Genomic DNA, 18,483 nt, shown 5'->3' with positions numbered 1-18,483 from the left:
ATACAACACTCCCAGGACAATGGAACTGCCTAATCCTGCAATGGACGTCCAAAATTTGAATGTGGCTGCGCTCAACAGTTGTGCCAACGCCGATTGCATCTTTATAGTCTGCTGAGTGGTATCGATATTTGCACCACCGACGGCATGAATAGCTTGAGATGCAAAATACAGGGCCGCAACAAGACCAATGAAGGTGAACAGAAGACCAAAACCAATAAAAGTTCCTGGAATGTGATGAAACCACTGGATACTGAGACCAGTATGCTCTAACTCAGTCAAGTTAATGAATTCTGCCGGCCTGACGGTGCTTTCAATAACGATTGAATTTTTTCTCTGTGGAAGCAAAGTTTCTTTATATTCCGACCATCCGTGAGAAAAAAGCTTGCCTTTAATCATCATTGCGTCGAAGTCATCGAACTTCAAAAAAAATTCTGCGCGGTCTTGGCACGACTTCAAGAAGCGAACACGAGACCTGATTTGCCACCAAGACCATACGATCCACCCAGCAAACCCCGAAGCCAATACAACAGCCAAGATTACCATTATCGTGGCGATGATAGGTGCCACCGTTTCATCTCGGAACAAGGAGAAAACTGGCAGCACGAAATCTACAGCATGCCGACCAAGGGCATTCAAAGCGCTGACGAGAATTTCAAAGAACGTTGTACCCATACTCACTTTTTTCCTTGACCATATTCATCTGCACGAGGAATCCATGTCACCATGTTTCCCCTGAAAAAAGTCTGCAACTTGTTGAATTTATTGGCTTCTGTTTTTCGGCAAAAAAGAGTTTTTATGAATAATTACAACATGTTGCGCTAATATTCGCCCGACTTTTTACAGGGGAATCAATAATGCTTTCTTCAGGGAACTCAATCACGCAAACGGGTTATCCACCTCATCAATCACTGGCGATAATTGAACCGAATCAGGCAAATCCGTCGCTTTCTCCAGGTAACGAACCACTCCATCCACGAGTTCTTTCAACCGGCGAGCCTGAGCAAGCCCGGCCTTGTCGCGGGTCAGGTCAATATCGCCATAGACTACAACACGGTCCTCATGGTTTTCGATGGTCAACCCACCGATTGTCATAGATTGCGTGTCATTGGCAAACGGAGAAATGGTCATCATCACTTGTCCTTTTTATGGGATTTCGAGTCTGGATCTGGCAATTTCATGGCTTGATCCTTGACCGCTTGCGGAAGGGAAGGAAACACATCCAACCCGGTCAACTGCCGTAATTCCGACAGCGATATGGTGCGCCAGTCATCCCCAGGTGCATTGTTGGCGAGGTAAACCCCCGCCGCTTGCCGTTTTGGAACATAGACAGCCTTGAATAGCGCGGTCGGCACAAACACCCGTCCGTTCAGCCTCTTGATGGATGCTCCCTGGAATACTGGACCAGTGACAACAAACACTTCTCCCTCGGACTGTGTCAGCTTGCGTACCGATTTCTCTATGTGCGCCCAAAGCCCTCTATTGTTCTCCGGTGCCTGGGGAACCATATTGGCCAACGAAAAGGACTCAGCCTGACTCTGTTCGTCCGGCATGTCTGCAGATGGAGCCATATGTCCCCGATCAAAACCGGATTTCTTGTAATCCTCCAGAGTGGCCCGTTCACCTACAGGCAACCTCTCCTCCTCGTGGAAGAGATTGATTCGTTCCTGATTTTTGGCCTCTTTGATGTGGACTTTGGTCAAATGCTCGGCTGACCACAATGGAGTCCGAGTCACGCCGCTATGGAGTACCGCAAACTCTCGAAAACACAATGGAACTGCTTTAGCACCGACTTTTGGATTTGTGATATCCGGTGCTGCTCCACCAGCAAATTGCTCCGGACAATCTGTCTTGGACGCCTGCACTGTATTGACCGCAAAGATTACAGCCCACACCGAGACGACAACAGCCAATCTCTTCATAATATCACCCATTAACCAAGTCGGTTATTCTCTATTCCTGCCAAGGAGATCAAGTTGCCGTTGTGCAGTCATCTCGCCTTGAGCGGCAGACCTGCGCAGCCAATATCTGGCCTTGGCATCGTCCTGCTCTACTCCTTGCCCCTGCAAGAAAAGCATTCCAATGATCATCTGCGCACCGGCATGACCTTGCTCGGCAGCAAGCAGATACCATTTAGCAGCCTCCGTATCTGACTGCCCTACTCCTTGGCCATGATGGTACAATCCTCCCAACGTCGTCTGCGCTTGAGGATTGCCCTGCTCGGCTGCCGTCCTGATGGCAGCCATATCAACCGCTTGTGCCCACTGGCACAATACAAAGAAAGCCAGAAACAGCATGACAGAAAATTCAAACCTCTTCATCACTTCTCCTGCCCATATGAGAAGTGGCGCCCTGTGCCATGCTGCCATTTCCATCGGCATTTGCGCGCTCCTTGTCAGGATGCACGGCACAGGACGCGCTCGTTCGCCAGGGAGTAAACCCTGGCCAGCATTCTATTTTGCCACCGCGTCCTTCAGAGCCTTACCGGCCTTGAACTGTGGTACCCGCTTGGCTGACACCTGCATGGTTTCTCCAGTTCGAGGATTCCTTCCTGTCCTGGCTTTATGTTCCACAACAGAAAATGTGCCAAAGCCAACCAGCGCCAGATCATTGCCAGAAGCCAGCGTATCTTGAACCGCTCCCATAAATGCACCAACTGCCTTACCGGCCTGCTCTTGGGTGATTCCCGCTTCTTTGGCAATATGTGCCACAAGCTCCGCTTTATTCATCAAAGATTCCTCTTCTCTCTGTTCCATGTTCGACATACTTGGCCGATATCGGCCTACCTAATTGCCAACTCCTCCAATTGGCCGCCAGCCTCCAGATGTGACAGCACCCACAAAGGCTTACGGCCTTTTCCTGACCATGTCCGTTTGACATCTGCAGGATTCCGGTACTTGGGCGGCATAGCAACACCCTTATCGCTCCTGGCACGTCTGCCGGACTGCTCGGCTAAAAAGGCCGCAGCAGATTCAAAACCAGCCAACCTCGCCAACTCTTGCATCTGCGCGTGGATCGCTTTCTTCGCCTCTTTCTGTTTCTGGGAAATCCTCGACTCCACATCGGCCTTCAACAACACCAGTTCCTCCAACGACAGGCCACCGATAACCGGCTGCACCACCTGTGTGGCACCCTGTTGCGTCTCTTCCTTCTTCTTGGACATATCCCTGTTCCCCTCAAAATTTGCGACACACGCCGACACGTGCGCCAGGGTGTAGACCCTGACCATCCGTTCGCCATGCAACTACTTCCCAGCCAGATACTCTTTGTACTTCCCCACCACCACACCACACACCCAAACGGCATCCGGCACATCAACCAGCGGGTAGCGTGCATTCAACGGCTTCAGATACTTTTTGCTCCCAACAACCATCAACTGCTTGAAGGTCAGTGCAGTATCACCATCCAAATGTGCCACGATGTATTGGTTGTGTTTTCCTGACTGTGTTGGATCTACGATGATGAATTCGCCTTCCCGAAACTCCGGTTGCATGGAGTCATCCGGCACCCGCAACGCAAAAGACTTGTCGCTGGTCTTGGGCGCGATCGGCAACCAAGCATCCACTGTCGTTGGATGGAATGACTCGGCTGGTTCAGAACACAGGCGGTTCGCCTCGTCCCAGGAGATGAGCGGGAGACGTGCAAAAAGCGGCGTCCGGTGGAGTTCGCCACCATCGACTCCTTTGCCCAACTCTTCGCCTGTCATGCCCGGACGCGCACCTGTGAGGGACATCTCACCACGGCCTGTCTCCAGCCAGATGGGATCCACTCCGCAGGCGAGTGCGATAGTCACCGTTCGCCTTGATGATTTGGATCGTTCACACTCCAATTTGTGGACAGCCGTCTGGCTGAGTCCAACCCTGTCGGCCAGTTCCTTCTGGGTGAGTTTGGCGGACTTCCGTGCCGTCACAATTCTTTCGCTGAAATTCATTGCTGCTCTCCTTCGCTGTCCACCCGCCGACGCATTTCCAAGCCGGGCTTAAAATACATCACACGCTTGGCCGCCACCGGCACCCGTTCTCCTGTTTTGGGATTTCGGCCTGCTCTTGACTGTCGCTGTTTGAGGCCAAAGCTGCCAAATCCACGCACCTCAACCCGATGGCCGCCCTCCAACGAATGAGCGATCGACTCGAACAAGGTATCGACGACTATTTCAGCGTCCTTGCGCATCAATTTGCACTGATGGGCAACCAGGACGATCAACTCCGATTTGGTCATGCTCTATATCCACCCTTCTCCGCCAGTCAATGACATTCCTGTCCTGGGTGTACCGTCCACACAAAAAAGCCTGAAAAATTCGCTTCAGACGGTATCGCCACCCACTCCGCCATCGGCGAATGAGACTTCCGGCCAGATTGAACCGTCCACGCCAAAAAAGCCAATATTATTCGCTTCAGACGGCATCGCCACCCTACTACGCCTGCCGCACCACCGCGCCGCCTGCCGCGTTTCTGGCTCAACACGCAGTCGGGCACCACCCACCGGCAAATCGGCAACACAGTGCCACAGGGTGCCAACACAGGCCACTCTTGTGCGACTCGATAAGGCACACGCTCCCTCCAGACGACTTTACGACTCAGGCGACAACGCAGACCCGGCGCAAACATTATCAGATTCAAGAAGTTGCCACAATAGCCGCCTTGAGTCATGGCCAAAAAAACCGCGACTCGTACCCGTGTTTCACTCCCGCCTGTCAATAGACGCAACCAAGACGGGCATCGAAAAGGTACGAAAGCTGTTGACTTGATAATGTGATTGATTTTGCACGATAAAATGAAGTACGAAAATCTCGTACTTCGAAGGCCGAAGTCAACAGGTCTGGGAGAATCTGGGCAAGAAGAGAAGAAAAGTGGCGAGTTCAACTCCCGCTGGCCCACACCTGAACCAAGTTTGCCGTCGAACCGTTCGTGGTAACCATTGGAAATATTGGAGTTTTTTAAATGCAAAAAGCCGCCATTGCTGGCGGCCTATTACTTTGCGGAGAAAACGTAAAACTAAATGGTGGAGGTGGCGGGAGTTGAACCCGCGTCCGAAATCAGTACTTAACCAGGAGGAATTACAACCATCTCGCCAATATATAGTCCCTCAGCCTCGCAATCGGCATGCCTCAGAACCTCCGTTACCTCGCAGTACTGGGTGCATCTGGATTTATCCCGGCTCTCACCCTCCGGTTCGATCCTGCCTCGCGGCTCCTGTTGCCAGGCCTGGATCAAGACCCCGTTCCGCTACAGCTTACGCTGCAGCGAGAACCGGCGAATAATGCTCGTCGTTGGCAATTGTGTTTTTAGCCCGTTACGGCGGTACCGTGCCGAGTTGCCTCCATAGCCTTTCTCAACCCCGTCGAAGCCGTTTCACCCCCATCCCTGCAAGGATTGTCTGAATCCTTACATACTTAATTTCTCTTTGCAACTTCATTCTCTCTTAAAAAAAATATTCCTTACTCCGCCCCCTCCTCTTCCTCCTCCTCTTCCTCCTCTTCCTCCATCTCTATCCCTTCAATCGGACGCGCCAGAAAATTCCATACCCGCTTCTCCTGGCCAAACTTTCCCTCGTCCATGCGCATTATCGTCTCTTTGTCTGTTCCATAATCCTCAAACGTATAATGCAACAACTCCTCTTCCTGTATCTCATCCTCTACCAAATAAACCTCGCGCTCCTCCACATACCAATCCTCCATGCGAAATTGACGCGCACCCTCCAACTTGGTCAGGATAACCTCCGCATCCCCTATCGTTAACGTCACGCTCTGTCCCGGCTTGATCTTCGCTACCTCTACACTCTCCACAGCTAGTCCCTCCCTCCCCGGTCAAAATTCAACACATCCGACATATCATACAAGCCAGCTCCTCTTCCCGCAAGCCAGATCGCTGCCCGTATCGCCCCCTTGGCAAAGGTCATCCGGCTCGATGCCCGATGCGTCACCTCCAAACGCTCACCCTCTCCCGCAAATAATACCGTATGATCCCCCACTATATCCCCTCCGCGGACCGTGGCAAAACCTATCGTGCTCCGCTCTCGCTCCCCCGTGATCCCTTCCCGTCCATAAACCGCTACCTCCTGCAAATCACGGCCCAGCGCTCCCGCAATGGCACGTCCTAAGCCTAAAGCCGTTCCCGATGGAGCATCCACTTTGTGGCGATGGTGTGCCTCGATTATTTCAATATCAAACGAATCCTCTAGTATCGGTGCCATCTCTGCTACGACTCGCATCAACAAATTGATTCCTACGCTGAAATTGGGCGCCAGCACGATGGGAATTTGTTGCGCTGCTGTGGCAATACGGGCTCGTTCTTTTTCGTTAAACCCTGTTGTGCCAATTACCAGCAGGCTACCTACCCTTTCGGCCTGGCCCAGGTGTGACAGTGTGACATCTGGTCGAGTAAAGTCGATGATGACTCGTCCTGTTGCAAACAATCGGCCTGTGTCGCTGACAATAGGCACTCCCAGTGTTCCCACTCCTGCAAGCTCGCCAGCATCTTTACCAATGAATGGGGAATTTGGGTGTTCGCTGGCGGCGACAAGGCGGCATTGTTGTGATTTTTCGCTTATAGCCTGGACCAGCATACGTCCCATGCGGCCGCCTACTCCGATGATACCGATTTCTATCATGAGCTTTTTTGTCCTTGTCCAAAAAATGAGAGGCCGGAAAGATTATTTTTCCGGCCCCTCCCTGATGTGTGATACATATTGATAAAATTTATTCGCTTGTTTTTTATTAATCTATTTATCTTTTTTATCTTCTAAACTATTACGGGGTCCAGGGGCGATTATCGCCCCTGGCGGGTGCAGGGCGGAGCCCTGCTTATCTGGCGCGCTTTATCCGAAACAGATTGGCGCAGCCAATCTGTGCCGCGCGCCTTAATCTGTGCCCCGAAGGGGCACGCTTTGGGAGGGCGGACGCCCGACTTGCACAGTGTCGCCGAGGGGCAACAGTGTGGAAAAGAACCCAAGCAGGAGAGAGTCAACCTCGAAAAAACCGAACGCTCTAGAGGCCACCCCCTCAAAAGTGCCGCCACTATGCGCAGCTCTGATACCAACTTGCAATCAAATAAGCAGAGTAACGAGCAGAGTAGCGAACAGGATAACTATTCGGGCTCGTGCTGGCTCGCCAGCTCTACCCCCATGGGGATGCTGTGGGCATTGGCGCAAAAAATGCGCGCCAGTGCCCACAGCTTGCTTCCATTAGGCGCTTAAGCCGACGCAAAGAGCGCGTCGGCTTAGTTTGAAAAGCGCGCCAAAGGCAAAAGATTAAAAAAATTAAAAGATTAAAAACAAAATCCCAGGGATTCCATCCCTGGACCCGGCCAGGGAGGTGCCCTCCCTGGACCCGCAATTGTTTTAGGTGCTGAATAGCTACTGATTAGAAAATATTTGCAGCACCGCGCAAAGACAATCAAAATCTTAGCTTGTTGTTAAAACACCACAAAAAGATAAATCTACCCAGCCATCTTATCCAAAAACTCTTTCACCTTACCCATGAAAGAGTTAGATTCCGGCTGCGACTCCGAATCCGAACAAGCATCAAACTCCTCCAACAACTCTTTCTGCCGCTTGCTCAAATTAACCGGAGTCTCCACCCGCACCTCGACAACCAAATCCCCAAACACCCCAGGCCGATTCAAATGTGGCAAACCCTTGCCACGTAAAATCAACCTTTTGCTTGTCTGCGTCCCAGCAGGCAATGTCAAACGTGCCCGGCCACTCAAAGTCGGTACCTCCAACCTTCCACCCAACGCTGCCTGGGTAAAGGTGATCGGCACATGACACAATAAATCTGCCTCATAACGCTCAAACATCGGATGCGGTGCAACCTCAATGACGATAAACAAATCACCATTTGGCGCCCCTCGTAATCCCGCTCCACCCTCTCCGGATAAACGTATCCGATTGCCCGTATCAACACCGGCAGGTATTTTCACGGTCAAAGTCTTCTCCGAACGGACCCGCCCTTGTCCCTGACAACCACCACAAGGATTGCGAATAATCCGTCCCTGACCACGACAGGTCGGACAGGTACGCGCCACCGAAAAAAATCCTTGCTGCGTCCGTACCTGCCCTGCCCCACCACACATCGTACAATTCTCAGGGCCCGATCCCGCCTTGGCCCCGCTCCCACCACAGGTGGCACAAACAATGATCGTCGGAATGCGAATCCGCTCCTCCGAACCATTCATCACCGTCTCTAAAGTAACTGTCAGATCATAGCGAAAATCCTCTCCTCGCTGCGCTCCGCCAGCACTTCTCTGGCCACGACCTCCACCACCTCCAAAGATATCGCCAAAAAACTCCTCAAAAATATCTCCAAAGCCACCACCAAAGCCACTCGGATCACCGGAATATCCTCCTCCAGCGCCTCCCTGACCCAATCCAGCATGGCCATATTGATCATATATGGCCCGCTTTTTCGGATCCTTGAGCACTTCATAGGCAGCATTCACCTCCTTGAACTTGGCTTCTGCACCCTTGTCGTTTGGATTACGATCAGGATGCAGCTCCATTGCCAACTTCCGGTAGGCCTTCTTGATGTCGGCCTCCTGGGCATCACGAGCGATACCCAGGATTTCATAGAGATCTTTCGGCATCTATCTACTTCTTATCGTCTTTGACTTCCTCATACTCGGCATCCACAAAGTCACCCGACTTTCTGGAACCACCTGCAGACGCTCCACCCGCTGCTCCGTGATCTGCTGCGGGATCCGCTCCCGCTGCAGCACCACCGGCATCCTTGTAGACCGCCTCACCCAACTTCATCGAAATCTCCATCAACGCCTGGGTCTTGGCCGTAATTTTCTCAGCATCATCCTGATCCATTACCTGCTTCAACTCAGCTACCGCTACCTCAATCTGGCCCTTCAAAGCACCATCAATCTTGTCCGCGTGATCTTTCAAAGATTTTTCCGTGCTGTACACCAAGGAATCCGCATGGTTGCGCGCATCAATCAACTCCCGCTTGCGCTTATCTTCGGCAGCGTGCATCTCCGCTTCCTGCACCATGCGTTTGATCTCACCATCACTTAATCCACCCGATGCCTGAATGCGGATCGAATGCTCCTTGCCAGTCCCCTTATCCTTGGCAGAAACATGCACCAAACCATTGGCATCAATATCAAAGGTTACTTCAATCTGCGGCACACCACGCGGCGCTGGCGGAATACCGACCAGATCAAATTGACCCAACAGTTTATTGTCATTGAACATCTCGCGCTCACCCTGGGCGACGCGAATCGTCACCGCCGATTGCTGATCGGCCGCTGTCGAAAAAACCTGTGACTTTTTGGTCGGAATCGTCGTGTTTTTATCAATCAGCTTGGTAAACACTCCTCCCAAGGTCTCAATACCCAACGACAAAGGCGTCACATCCAGCAGCAACACATCCTGGACTTCACCCTTCAGCACCCCGCCCTGAATGGCGGCACCTACCGCTACCACTTCATCGGGATTGACCCCTTTGTGCGGCTCTTTGCCAAAAAATTCGCTGACCACCGCCTGCACCTTCGGCATGCGGGTCATACCACCCACCAGAATCACCTCATGAATATCCCTGGTGGCCACGCCAGCATCTTTCAAGGCTGTCCGGCACGGTCCCAGAGTGCGCTGAATCAGATGATCCACCAGCGATTCCAGTTTAGCGCGGCTCAAAGTGATATTCAAATGTTTCGGACCGCTGGCATCGGCAGTGATAAAGGGCAGATTGATGTCGGTCTGCGTGCTGTTGGACAACTCAATCTTGGCCTTTTCACCCGCCTCTTTCAGACGCTGCAAGGCCATGCTGTCCTTGCGCAGATCAATTCCACTCTCTTTCAAAAATTCACTGGCCAGATAATCGATGATCGCTTTGTCAAAATCTTCACCGCCCAAAAAGGTATCCCCATTGGTCGATTTGACTTCAAAAACACCGTCACCAATCTCCAAAACCGAAATATCAAAGGTACCACCACCCAGATCATAAACAGCAATGGTCTGGCCACCCTTTTTGTCCAAACCATAGGCCAAAGCGGCGGCTGTCGGCTCGTTGATGATGCGCAACACATTCAGCCCGGCAATACGTCCGGCATCTTTGGTGGCCTGACGCTGTGCATCGTTAAAATAGGCCGGAACAGTCACGATGGCTTCAGTCACCTTTTCGCCCAGATAATCTTCAGCCGTCTGCTTCATCTTCTGCAGAATGAAGGCTGAGACCTCGGAAGGACTCATCTTTTTGCCGCCGGCATCCACCCAGGCATCACCATTGTCTGCTTTGACAATGTTATAAGCGACCTGTTTTTTATCCTCAGCAGTCAACGGATCATCATAACGACGACCGATCAAACGCTTGATGGCTGAGAGGGTATTTTTTGGATTGGTCACCGCCTGCCGCTTGGCCGCCTGGCCCACCAAACGCTCATTGTTGGCCGTAAAAGCCACCATCGACGGCGTAGTGCGGCTACCCTCGCTGTTTTCAATAACCTTGGGATCACCACCCTCCATAATTGCCACACACGAATTGGTGGTTCCCAGATCTATACCAATCACCTTGCCCATCTCAATACCTCTTACCTTGCAGGATGTCTGAATTCGCCTCATCTTCCCGACCACCGCTGCCGATGGCCTGATCGATCTTCGGCCCCATCATTTCTTGACAGTTATATGGAAACTCCCTTTTCCCTTGTCAAGAGCAGCCTGCATTATTTTTATCCCTCTGGTGCCTTGGCCACACCCACCATCGCCGCCCGCAACAGACGACCATTCAACAAATATCCCGCCTGCAACTCCTGGGCAACACTGCCTGGCGTAACCTCTTGGCTGGCCACCTCAAAAACTGCCTGATGCAGATTATGATCAAATGGCTCTTGCAACGCCTTGATCCGCGTCACCCCATGCTTGCCCAATACACGCACCAATTCGTTCTGGGTCATGCCGACACCCTCCAAAAACACCTTCAAATCGGTACTGCACTCCTTGGGCACCGCAGACAAAGCCCGCTCCAGGTTATCCGCTACCTGCAACAAATCACGGGCAAACCCTTCAATGGCAAACTGCCGCGTCTGTTGACCTTCACGTTCAAAGCGTTTGCGCACATTCTGCATCTCCGCAACGGCGCGCAAATGGGCATTACGCTGCTCCTCGACCTGGGCCAGAGCATTTTGCAACTGCTCCGCCAGAGTGGGTCCCGACTGCGCCTCGCCTGTCACTCTCTCTCCTGCATCGTTAAACAGACGACGTACCGCCTCTTCCACCTCTTCATCCCCGGCCTCAGAGGCAATAGCCTCCTGCGTAACCTCCTCTTGCACCTCTTCTTGCTCCGGCACACCTGTTTCCGTTTGCTGCTCCGAAGCCTCCATCTTGCTACTCACTCTCCATCCTCCCCTGCATCAAAACGATTTACCACCATCCCTTGTGCGGCTCCCGTCGGCACACCCTCGGCAAAGAGAGTGCTTAACACCTGCGTCGTAAAGCCAATCAAGGGAATCACATGCGCATAATCCATCCGCGTCGGCCCCAACACCCCCAAAGTTCCAGGATAACTCCCCTCGCCGCTTTGGAATGGCGCCGCTACCACCACACAGCCACGTTGGTTCCACTCTGCTTCGGAGCCGATAAACAGCCGTACACCTTGCAGATCCAAACAACGGTCCAACACAGCCAACAGCCCCTTTTTCTCCTCCAATACAGCCAACATCTCACGAATACGTGACAGTTCAGCAAACGATTGAAACAGATTCATGCGGCCGTTGACAATCAAATCGCCGCCCATCGACAAACCACTGACACTGGCCAACAGTTGACTGCACAACAACCGATACTCTTCTTCACTCTGCTCCAACTCACGCTGCAGCCGCTCCCGGACCTCCAGCAGCGTCATCCCCTCCAGTTGTCTGGTCAAAAACAGGCTGAACTGATTGAGTTTTTCCTGGCTCAACGCACTCTGCAAAAAGATCACCCGACTGCGCAACTGACCTGTCGTGGAGATCAACAGCGCCAACACCCGCTCCTGCCCGGAACGACTAGCCAATTTGATCAACTCCACCCGGCGCAACAACATATGGCGCAGATCGGGCGTGCGCACCAAACAGGCACTGCCGGTCAATGTCGCCAACAAGGGGCTGACCCGTGCCAAGACACTCTCCAGCTCTTCATTGCCCTGCCCACAGGCCTGCAGAATCCGCTCTTGCTCCTCAGAGCTTACCGAGACCAGCTCCAACAGACTGTCCACATAATAACGCAAACCCAAATCGGTGGGTACCCGACCCGCTGAAGGATGGGGTTGTGTCAACAATCCCATCTCCTCCAGCTCCATCATCGCATTGCGGACCGTCGCCGAGGAGACTCCCAATCCCGAGCGTTCGCAAACCGTTTTGGATCCGACAGGCTCCCCATCTTCGATGTGAACCTGTACCACCCGTTTCAAAATTTCGTGATGACGTGAAGTCAGCATCTATGTCGTTATCGTTGACTCAAAAGAGGCCCCTACGATACCTGAACTGGCATCGCCACTTGATAGAACACCTACCTGATGACACTCTTCCATCACTTCCTGCACTATCCTCATGATTCCTTGTTTTGTTGCTTACCCCAGGAATCGCGCAACCCTACCGTGCGATTAAAAACCGGTTTACCGGGAGAGGAATATTTGCTATCCACACAAAAATAGCCCTGACGCTCAAATTGATAGATGGTACCTGGCGGAAGATTTTGCAACCCCTCTTCGATACGACTTGCAGATAAAATCTGCAAAGAGTTTGGATTGAGCAGGCGGGTAAAATCATCTCCCTGCCACTCTTCATCGGGATTGGCTGTATTGAACAGCGTTTCGTAGGAGCGAATCTCTGCCGGGCAAGAGCGGGCCAGCGGCAACCAATGAATCACCCCTTTGACTTTACGATCACTGGGATTGGCATGCAACGTAGCGGGATCATGGGAACAACGCAGTTCCACCACCTCTCCACTCGCAGGATCCTTGATCACCTCATCACAGCGGATCACATAGGCATGACGCAAACGCACTTCGCCACCTGGAACCAGGCGCTTGAACTGTTTGGGCGGATTTTCGGCAAAGTCTTCGCGTTCGATAATGATCTCACGCATCCAATAGAGTTTTCTGCTTCCCAAAGCCGGATTTTGCGGATGATTGGCTGCGCTCAACTCGGCACAATGCTCTTCGGCAACAGTGGTGATCACCACTTTCAGTGGATTCAACACTGCCATGGCCCGCGGAGCATGCTGCTCCAGATCATCGCGAATACAGCTCTCCAACAAAGAGAGCTCCACATTGTTTGGCGTTTTCGAGATTCCGATCCGCCGACAAAACTCACGAATAGCGCTGGGGGTATAGCCGCGACGACGCAACCCGGAGATGGTCGGCATACGGGGATCATCCCAACCATCCACCGCTCCTGAGCGCACCAAAGCGTTCAATTTGCGCTTGCTGACCACCGTATATTCCAACACCAAACGGGAAAATTCTATCTGCTGGGGATGACAACTGAGCACACCACTGAGACGATCAAGGATCCAATCATACAACGGGCGATGATCCTCAAACTCCAGGGTGCACAAAGAGTGGGTAATGCCCTCCAGGGCATCACTGATGCAGTGGGCATAGTCATAGGTGGGATAAATGCACCACTGGCCAGCGGTTTGGTGATGATGGGCATGCAAAATCCGGTAGATCACCGGATCACGCATATTGATATTGGGGGATGCCATATCAATCTTGGCACGCAAGGTATAGCGCCCCTCTGGAAACTCGCCAGCACGCATCCGCCGAAGCAGATCCAAGCTTTCGGCCATCGGGCGATTGCGCCAGGGACTCTCCTTTCCGGCCTCGGTCAAGGTGCCGCGATATTCGCGCATCTGTTCCACATTAAGCTCACAGACAAACGCATGCCCATCCTCGATCAAGCGTTCTGCAAACTTATAAAGTGGTTCAAAATAGTCTGAGGCATAATACATATGCTCCTGCCAATCAAATCCCAACCATTTCACATCAGTGCGAATCGATTGGATATAGAGATCCTCCTCCTTGAGCGGATTGGTATCATCAAAACGCAAGTTGCACTGTCCACCAGGATATTCACTGGCCACTCCAAAATTGAGGCAGATTGATTTGGCGTGACCGATATGCAAAAAACCGTTTGGTTCTGGTGGAAAGCGGGTAACCACTCGTCCTTGATGTTTGCCTTCAGACACATCATTGGCAACAATCTGGCGGATAAAATCCAGAGGAGCAACCTCTTCATTATTGGACATCTCTACTCAATACCTTTCTAGCAATCAGCAATCTGTAAGGTATCCTTACCATGGTAAGCATATGTGCCGCAAGCGGCGTCGGCACTCCTGATATTCTGGCACATAACTCCCGACCACCTGCCAAAAGGCCGGTGAATGATCCATGTGCCGCAAGTGACTCAGCTCATGGACCAAAACATAATCTCCCAAAGCAACAGGCAACCAGATCAACCGCCAATTCAGGTTGATACTTCCCCGAGTGGAGCAGCTTCCCCAACGGCTTTTAGGGTTGCGGATGGTCAAGCGTTGGTAGGAGAGGCCCATACGGGCTGCCCAGGCTGCCAATCGCAGCGGTAAATAGACTCCTGCCTGTTGGCGAAACCACTGCTCCACCAATGCTTGCCACTCAGTTGCTGGGCAAAGACGATCGGCAATCCATAATCGGTTATGCTGGGCATAGATTGGTCGCAACTGCCCGTTGCCACAAGAGAGTTGCAATTCGCCATCCAGGTAGGGTAAACAGACCCCTTCGTGCAAGGAGAGCGGTTGCCTGGTCGCAGTATTCTCTGTAACAAACCTGCCATCGGTGGCCATTGCCCATTCCAACCTCTACAAAACGGTCAGTATGAAACCCTGACGAAACGTATGCAACGGGATTTCTTCAAAAAGATAGAATACGCAGCTTTTCCTCTTCTGATGAGCAGCACTTGTGCACTCTGGCGAGTTCTTTCATAGTGCGTATAGAGAGTGCAGCAGGTGGATGGTTTCTATGGAAAACGCAGAAGACAAACAGATTGCCGTGTTGATTCACGGATTATGGTTAAATGGCTCAGAGATGCAGTTGTTGGCAGTACGATTGCGCCAACTCGGCTATCAGACGCTTTTTTTTCGTTATCGCTCTGTGCATGCCCAGGTCAGCCAAAGCAGCCATGAGTTATGGCTCTACTTGCAACACCATTTTGGACCGGGGATGAAGCAGGCTCCTGAAAAAGGTGTGCATTTGGTTTGTCACAGCCTGGGTGGAATGGTGGCTTTGGACATGCTGCATCGTCACCCGGAAGCACGTATTGGCCGTATGGTGGCTTTGGGCACCCCTTTTCGTGGCAATATGGCGGCAAAAAAGATGGCGCAGTGGAGTTGGGGACGCATGGCCTTGGGTAAAAGCATGCACCGTGCTTTGGGTGGTGGCGGCTTTACCCATGTTCCGGAAGGACGTGAAATCGGGATTTTGGCTGGAGATCGCTCCCCGTGGGGTGCAGGGAGAACCCTTTGGGGTATTGGTGAAGCCAATGATGGCAACGTGGCGGTGTCGGAAACCTTGCTCGATGGTGCCAAAGAGCATCGCACGCTACCGGTCATCCATATGGGGCTGCTCATTTCGCCACAAGCGATCCAAATGGTGCATCAGTTTTTGCAAACGGGAAGGTTTGAGTAGAGCGGATCAAAAATCTCACGGTCTCTGGAGTCCTTGGCTCTACACCCTTTTTTCATACCCCCTTGCCCCACGCCACAACAAGTAACAATGATGAAGATCTCCGGCAATGGTACCTATTCACCACCCAGAACTATTGCGGGTCCAGGGAGGGCACCTCCCTGGCCGGGTCCAGGGAGGGAATCCCTGGGATTTTGCTTTTAATCTTTTGCCTTTGGCGCGCTTTTCACACTAAGCCGACGCGCTTTTTGCGTCGGCTTAAGCGCCTAATGGAAGCAAGCTGTGCGGATTGGCGCGCATTTTTGCGCCAATTCGTACAGCATCCCCATGGGGGTAGAGCTGGCGAGCCAGCATGAACCTGAATAGTTACGAAAGATTCTTCCGGCGCCAACAAACGTGAGAGCTCTTGTGGCAAGCGTTCTCGCAACAAAGCACCCGCCGTCTCTGGAAAAGTGAGGAGGGCTTTGAACAGACGAGCATGCGCTTGGGTACTATCATTTATATGAACAAAAATAGCCTGTTAACCCATGCAAGTCACTATCCATACGCATTTTTTTGTTCGCAGCACTCCACCTTGATCCCTGTGAAGACCAATCACTCCCCATCCATCCGAGCTGCCAGAGCACCGCCGCTCCGTTGCTCGATAAAACGCTGAAAAAGAGCAGAAAAATCACCATCCACCGAATTGACAACCGCAGGCTCGGCAATAAGCCAGGATTGCCAAGCCTGCATGTGGGGCATGGTGCTGGCATCAATGAGCGGCAAGTGGTTGTGCATCACATTAAAACGGAGAAAAAGAGGAGCCATTACCGCATCGAGAAGTGTCAAAGCGTGTGGAGCGACGGGAAGGATAGCTTGTGCGATAAGCTTTTCTAGAACCTGGAGTTTTTTGGTCATGGTTGCTGCGACCGACAGCAAAGATTGCTCTGTTTCCGCAGCCATCAATTTAACCATGTCACCTTGAATATCGCTGGCAAAACCGGTCCAGCCACGCACAACACCGCGCGCCAGGGTGTCAGCGGGAAGCATGCTCCCTCCAGCATAGTCATTGAGATATTCGTTGATGGCCAGAGAGTCAAGGATGGAAGCCTGATCATTGACACGCAGGACAGGAACAGTACCAAGGGGTGAAATCGTGGTAAAATTTGGTGGTTTATTGCTTGGATCCAAACGGTGCAGTTGATGGGGCAAAGCAAGGGAGTTGAGGAGAACACGAACCCGTTGACAATGGGGACACATGTTAAAAATATAGAGTTCAAGGGTCATGGTAGGCGTTTCCTGTTTCTGGTTGCTGGAGATCGGTCCTGACTTGGAATGGGAGTAACTTATCTGCCATTGTGCTGTATCGCGGCGATGATGACAATTGCTTGAGTTGAGCTATTTTCGTAACTTAAAAACAGCTCATGTCGCTAACAGTTATTATCACGATGCCAATCCAAGAATCGACAGATATTCATTGCGCAACATCTGCAAAGAATAATAACGCTCATAGATTTGCCGTGAAGCTCTCGCCAAAATATCCTTTTCTTTTCTGAATCTGCTGAGAGCTGCATCAATATCTTGCAAATCGTGGATGGTTATTGCAGCTCCAAATGTCAAATCACGGTTCAGAAACTGTGACCCGGTACGCGGTCTTGGCAGTAAAATGGGTATTCCGGCACTTAATGCCTCGATAATGGTTTTTCCGCCGGTTACAGGGTGCGAGTCAAAATAAAAATCCGGCTTGAGGCGATGGAGCAATTCATTCAAGGAGGCCACTGGCCCAACTGCTTGAAATTTATCTGGATCTTCACCTAATGCTGCGATTTTATTTTTGAAGGAATCACGCACATGCTCCGGCAATGGTCCGACATGATAGCAGAGCGAAACCCCAGCCTTAAACAAAGCGGCCAACAATTGGGGATAACTGAACTCGACAACGCCAACATATTTGGAGGGATCACCGGCACAGGTCACACAAGTCAACGCTTCTGCTGCTGCCGGCAATAAAGCAGCACCATGATCTTCTGCCGTCAAGCGGATCCAATGCGGGGTAACACCGGAATTTTTTTGGCAATAGTGAAAACAGGTTTCAGAATGATCAATGTGTAAAAAATCGGCACGAGTAGCCCCCAAGCAGGGCAAATTGTTTGCAAAATGGTCAAACAATACAGGAACCTGATAACCAGTCAATGCCGAGTTGACAATAACATCATAGGGATGGGCAAAATTGAACAGACATTTTGGTTGATATTTGGCGATAAGATTTTTTAATTGCACTATTTTGTTTATATACGACCCACCCTCAACGATTATCACCGTAATATTCAGCTCTCTAAACCTCTCGACCAGCAAATCGGGTATGGTTTTCATATCCGTCAAAAGCAACACATGCTGATATTCCGGGAAAGATTTAACCACATCTTCGAGCACTCTGGTATGACCGCCCACCTCATAGATTGCTGTTGCGGCATAGAGAAAGAGATCTCCAGGATCGGTAATCTGGGTGTTGGGCAGCGCTCTGCTCAACAACTGCCCCACTGCATGCAGAAACAGGTCCATTTCCCGCAGATATAAATAACTGCCGCGATATTGTGGACTATAAATGGAACAGTGCAAAGCCACTTTCCACATATGGGCCAGCAACTCTTCAATCTTCCCAGCCTTCAGCAGTTCATTCCATTCGGCATGAAATATCTGTGTACCCAAATTGGCCATTATGCGACATCTTTCATAAAATGTAACTATTCACCACCCAAAACTATTGTGGGTCCAGGGAGGGCACCTCCCCATATGCGCTAACATGTTTTCCCCGATACAGCCATTTGTCGCTTACGTTTTCGCGGTGATTCTGCCAGTTGGGTCAG

Annotated in this window: 19 protein-coding genes, 1 other RNA gene and 1 pseudogene; 1 reads left to right on the top strand and 20 read right to left on the bottom strand. The window is 51.6% G+C overall.

Going from position 1 to position 18,483, the window contains the following annotated elements:
* From EJP87_RS17670 to EJP87_RS04990, 18 genes and pseudogenes are all read right to left on the bottom strand, one after another.
* Positions 1 to 672, bottom strand: a pseudogene (locus EJP87_RS17670) (hypothetical protein); the annotation flags it as partial.
* Between the two features lie 204 nt (positions 673 to 876).
* A complete protein-coding gene (locus EJP87_RS05070) occupies positions 877 to 1,131 on the bottom strand; it encodes a hypothetical protein (RefSeq protein WP_227657459.1) in 255 nt (84 codons plus the stop codon).
* The gene (locus EJP87_RS05065) at positions 1,131 to 1,919 is read right to left on the bottom strand and encodes a DNA/RNA non-specific endonuclease (RefSeq protein ID WP_227657458.1); all 789 of its coding nucleotides are present in this window, start codon (positions 1,917 to 1,919) and stop codon (positions 1,131 to 1,133) included. Before EJP87_RS05065 ends, EJP87_RS05070 begins: the two co-directional genes overlap by 1 nt.
* A gap of 24 nt (positions 1,920 to 1,943) precedes the next feature.
* Positions 1,944 to 2,318, bottom strand: a complete 375-nt coding sequence (locus tag EJP87_RS05060; RefSeq protein ID WP_193771148.1) for a tetratricopeptide repeat protein — start codon at positions 2,316 to 2,318, stop codon at positions 1,944 to 1,946.
* A gap of 132 nt (positions 2,319 to 2,450) precedes the next feature.
* Positions 2,451 to 2,726: an HU family DNA-binding protein gene (locus EJP87_RS05055; RefSeq protein WP_130470772.1), complete on the bottom strand. Its 276-nt coding sequence runs from the start codon at positions 2,724 to 2,726 to the stop codon at positions 2,451 to 2,453.
* A gap of 53 nt (positions 2,727 to 2,779) precedes the next feature.
* Positions 2,780 to 3,160 carry an H-NS histone family protein gene (locus EJP87_RS05050; protein ID WP_193771147.1) on the bottom strand — a complete coding sequence of 127 codons (381 nt, stop codon included), beginning with the start codon at positions 3,158 to 3,160 and terminating at the stop codon, positions 2,780 to 2,782.
* 81 nt (positions 3,161 to 3,241) lie between these two features.
* Positions 3,242 to 3,928, bottom strand: a complete 687-nt coding sequence (locus tag EJP87_RS05045; protein WP_130470770.1) for a LexA family protein — start codon at positions 3,926 to 3,928, stop codon at positions 3,242 to 3,244.
* On the bottom strand, positions 3,925 to 4,215 hold the full coding sequence (locus EJP87_RS05040) for an integration host factor subunit beta (protein WP_130470769.1): 291 nt from the start codon (positions 4,213 to 4,215) through the stop codon (positions 3,925 to 3,927). The genes EJP87_RS05045 and EJP87_RS05040 overlap by 4 nt, the downstream gene beginning before the upstream one ends.
* An 84-nt stretch (positions 4,216 to 4,299) precedes the next feature.
* Positions 4,300 to 4,524 carry a hypothetical protein gene (locus tag EJP87_RS05035; protein WP_130470768.1) on the bottom strand — a complete coding sequence of 75 codons (225 nt, stop codon included), beginning with the start codon at positions 4,522 to 4,524 and terminating at the stop codon, positions 4,300 to 4,302.
* A 472-nt stretch (positions 4,525 to 4,996) separates the two neighbouring features.
* Positions 4,997 to 5,356, bottom strand: a transfer-messenger RNA (tmRNA) gene (gene ssrA / locus EJP87_RS05030).
* A 78-nt stretch (positions 5,357 to 5,434) separates the two neighbouring features.
* Positions 5,435 to 5,782 (bottom strand): hypothetical protein, encoded by a 348-nt coding sequence (locus tag EJP87_RS05025; protein ID WP_130470767.1) that lies wholly within the window; start codon positions 5,780 to 5,782, stop codon positions 5,435 to 5,437.
* 2 nt (positions 5,783 to 5,784) lie between these two features.
* Complete coding sequence (gene dapB / locus EJP87_RS05020) at positions 5,785 to 6,606, bottom strand: 4-hydroxy-tetrahydrodipicolinate reductase (RefSeq protein WP_130470766.1); 822 nt, start codon at positions 6,604 to 6,606, stop codon at positions 5,785 to 5,787.
* A gap of 827 nt (positions 6,607 to 7,433) precedes the next feature.
* Positions 7,434 to 8,579, bottom strand: coding sequence for a molecular chaperone DnaJ (gene dnaJ, locus EJP87_RS05015; RefSeq protein WP_130470765.1), 1,146 nt, complete (start codon positions 8,577 to 8,579; stop codon positions 7,434 to 7,436).
* 4 nt (positions 8,580 to 8,583) lie between these two features.
* Positions 8,584 to 10,518, bottom strand: a complete 1,935-nt coding sequence (gene dnaK, locus EJP87_RS05010) for a molecular chaperone DnaK (protein WP_130470764.1) — start codon at positions 10,516 to 10,518, stop codon at positions 8,584 to 8,586.
* 149 nt (positions 10,519 to 10,667) lie between these two features.
* Positions 10,668 to 11,330 carry a nucleotide exchange factor GrpE gene (locus EJP87_RS05005; protein WP_130470763.1) on the bottom strand — a complete coding sequence of 221 codons (663 nt, stop codon included), beginning with the start codon at positions 11,328 to 11,330 and terminating at the stop codon, positions 10,668 to 10,670.
* Entirely contained in the window at positions 11,327 to 12,412 is a 1,086-nt protein-coding gene (gene hrcA / locus EJP87_RS05000; protein WP_130470762.1) for a heat-inducible transcriptional repressor HrcA, read from the bottom strand. The genes EJP87_RS05005 and hrcA overlap by 4 nt, the downstream gene beginning before the upstream one ends.
* Positions 12,413 to 12,522: 110 nt before the next feature.
* Entirely contained in the window at positions 12,523 to 14,226 is a 1,704-nt protein-coding gene (locus tag EJP87_RS04995; protein WP_130470761.1) for a glutamine--tRNA ligase/YqeY domain fusion protein, read from the bottom strand.
* A gap of 45 nt (positions 14,227 to 14,271) precedes the next feature.
* Positions 14,272 to 14,799, bottom strand: a complete 528-nt coding sequence (locus EJP87_RS04990; RefSeq protein WP_130470760.1) for a M48 family metallopeptidase — start codon at positions 14,797 to 14,799, stop codon at positions 14,272 to 14,274.
* Positions 14,800 to 14,974: 175 nt separating this feature from the next.
* Here EJP87_RS04990 and EJP87_RS04985 point away from each other — a divergent pair, with 175 nt between their 5' ends.
* Positions 14,975 to 15,640 (top strand): esterase/lipase family protein, encoded by a 666-nt coding sequence (locus EJP87_RS04985; RefSeq protein ID WP_130470759.1) that lies wholly within the window; start codon positions 14,975 to 14,977, stop codon positions 15,638 to 15,640.
* Positions 15,641 to 16,231: 591 nt separating this feature from the next.
* Here the strand turns inward: EJP87_RS04985 and EJP87_RS04980 are convergent.
* Both EJP87_RS04980 and EJP87_RS04975 read right to left on the bottom strand, forming a co-directional pair.
* The gene (locus tag EJP87_RS04980; RefSeq protein ID WP_193771146.1) at positions 16,232 to 16,903 is read right to left on the bottom strand and encodes a glutathione S-transferase family protein; all 672 of its coding nucleotides are present in this window, start codon (positions 16,901 to 16,903) and stop codon (positions 16,232 to 16,234) included.
* A gap of 156 nt (positions 16,904 to 17,059) precedes the next feature.
* Positions 17,060 to 18,334, bottom strand: a complete 1,275-nt coding sequence (locus EJP87_RS04975) for a hypothetical protein (RefSeq protein ID WP_130470757.1) — start codon at positions 18,332 to 18,334, stop codon at positions 17,060 to 17,062.
* Positions 18,335 to 18,483 lie beyond the last annotated feature (149 nt).

Origin of the sequence: Candidatus Magnetaquicoccus inordinatus (genome assembly GCF_004217665.1) — a bacterium.
Lineage (GTDB): Bacteria > Pseudomonadota > Magnetococcia > Magnetococcales > Magnetaquicoccaceae > Magnetaquicoccus > Magnetaquicoccus inordinatus.
The sequence above is the reverse complement of the archived record's forward strand: the minus strand, read 5'-3'. Positions and strand labels throughout refer to the sequence as shown.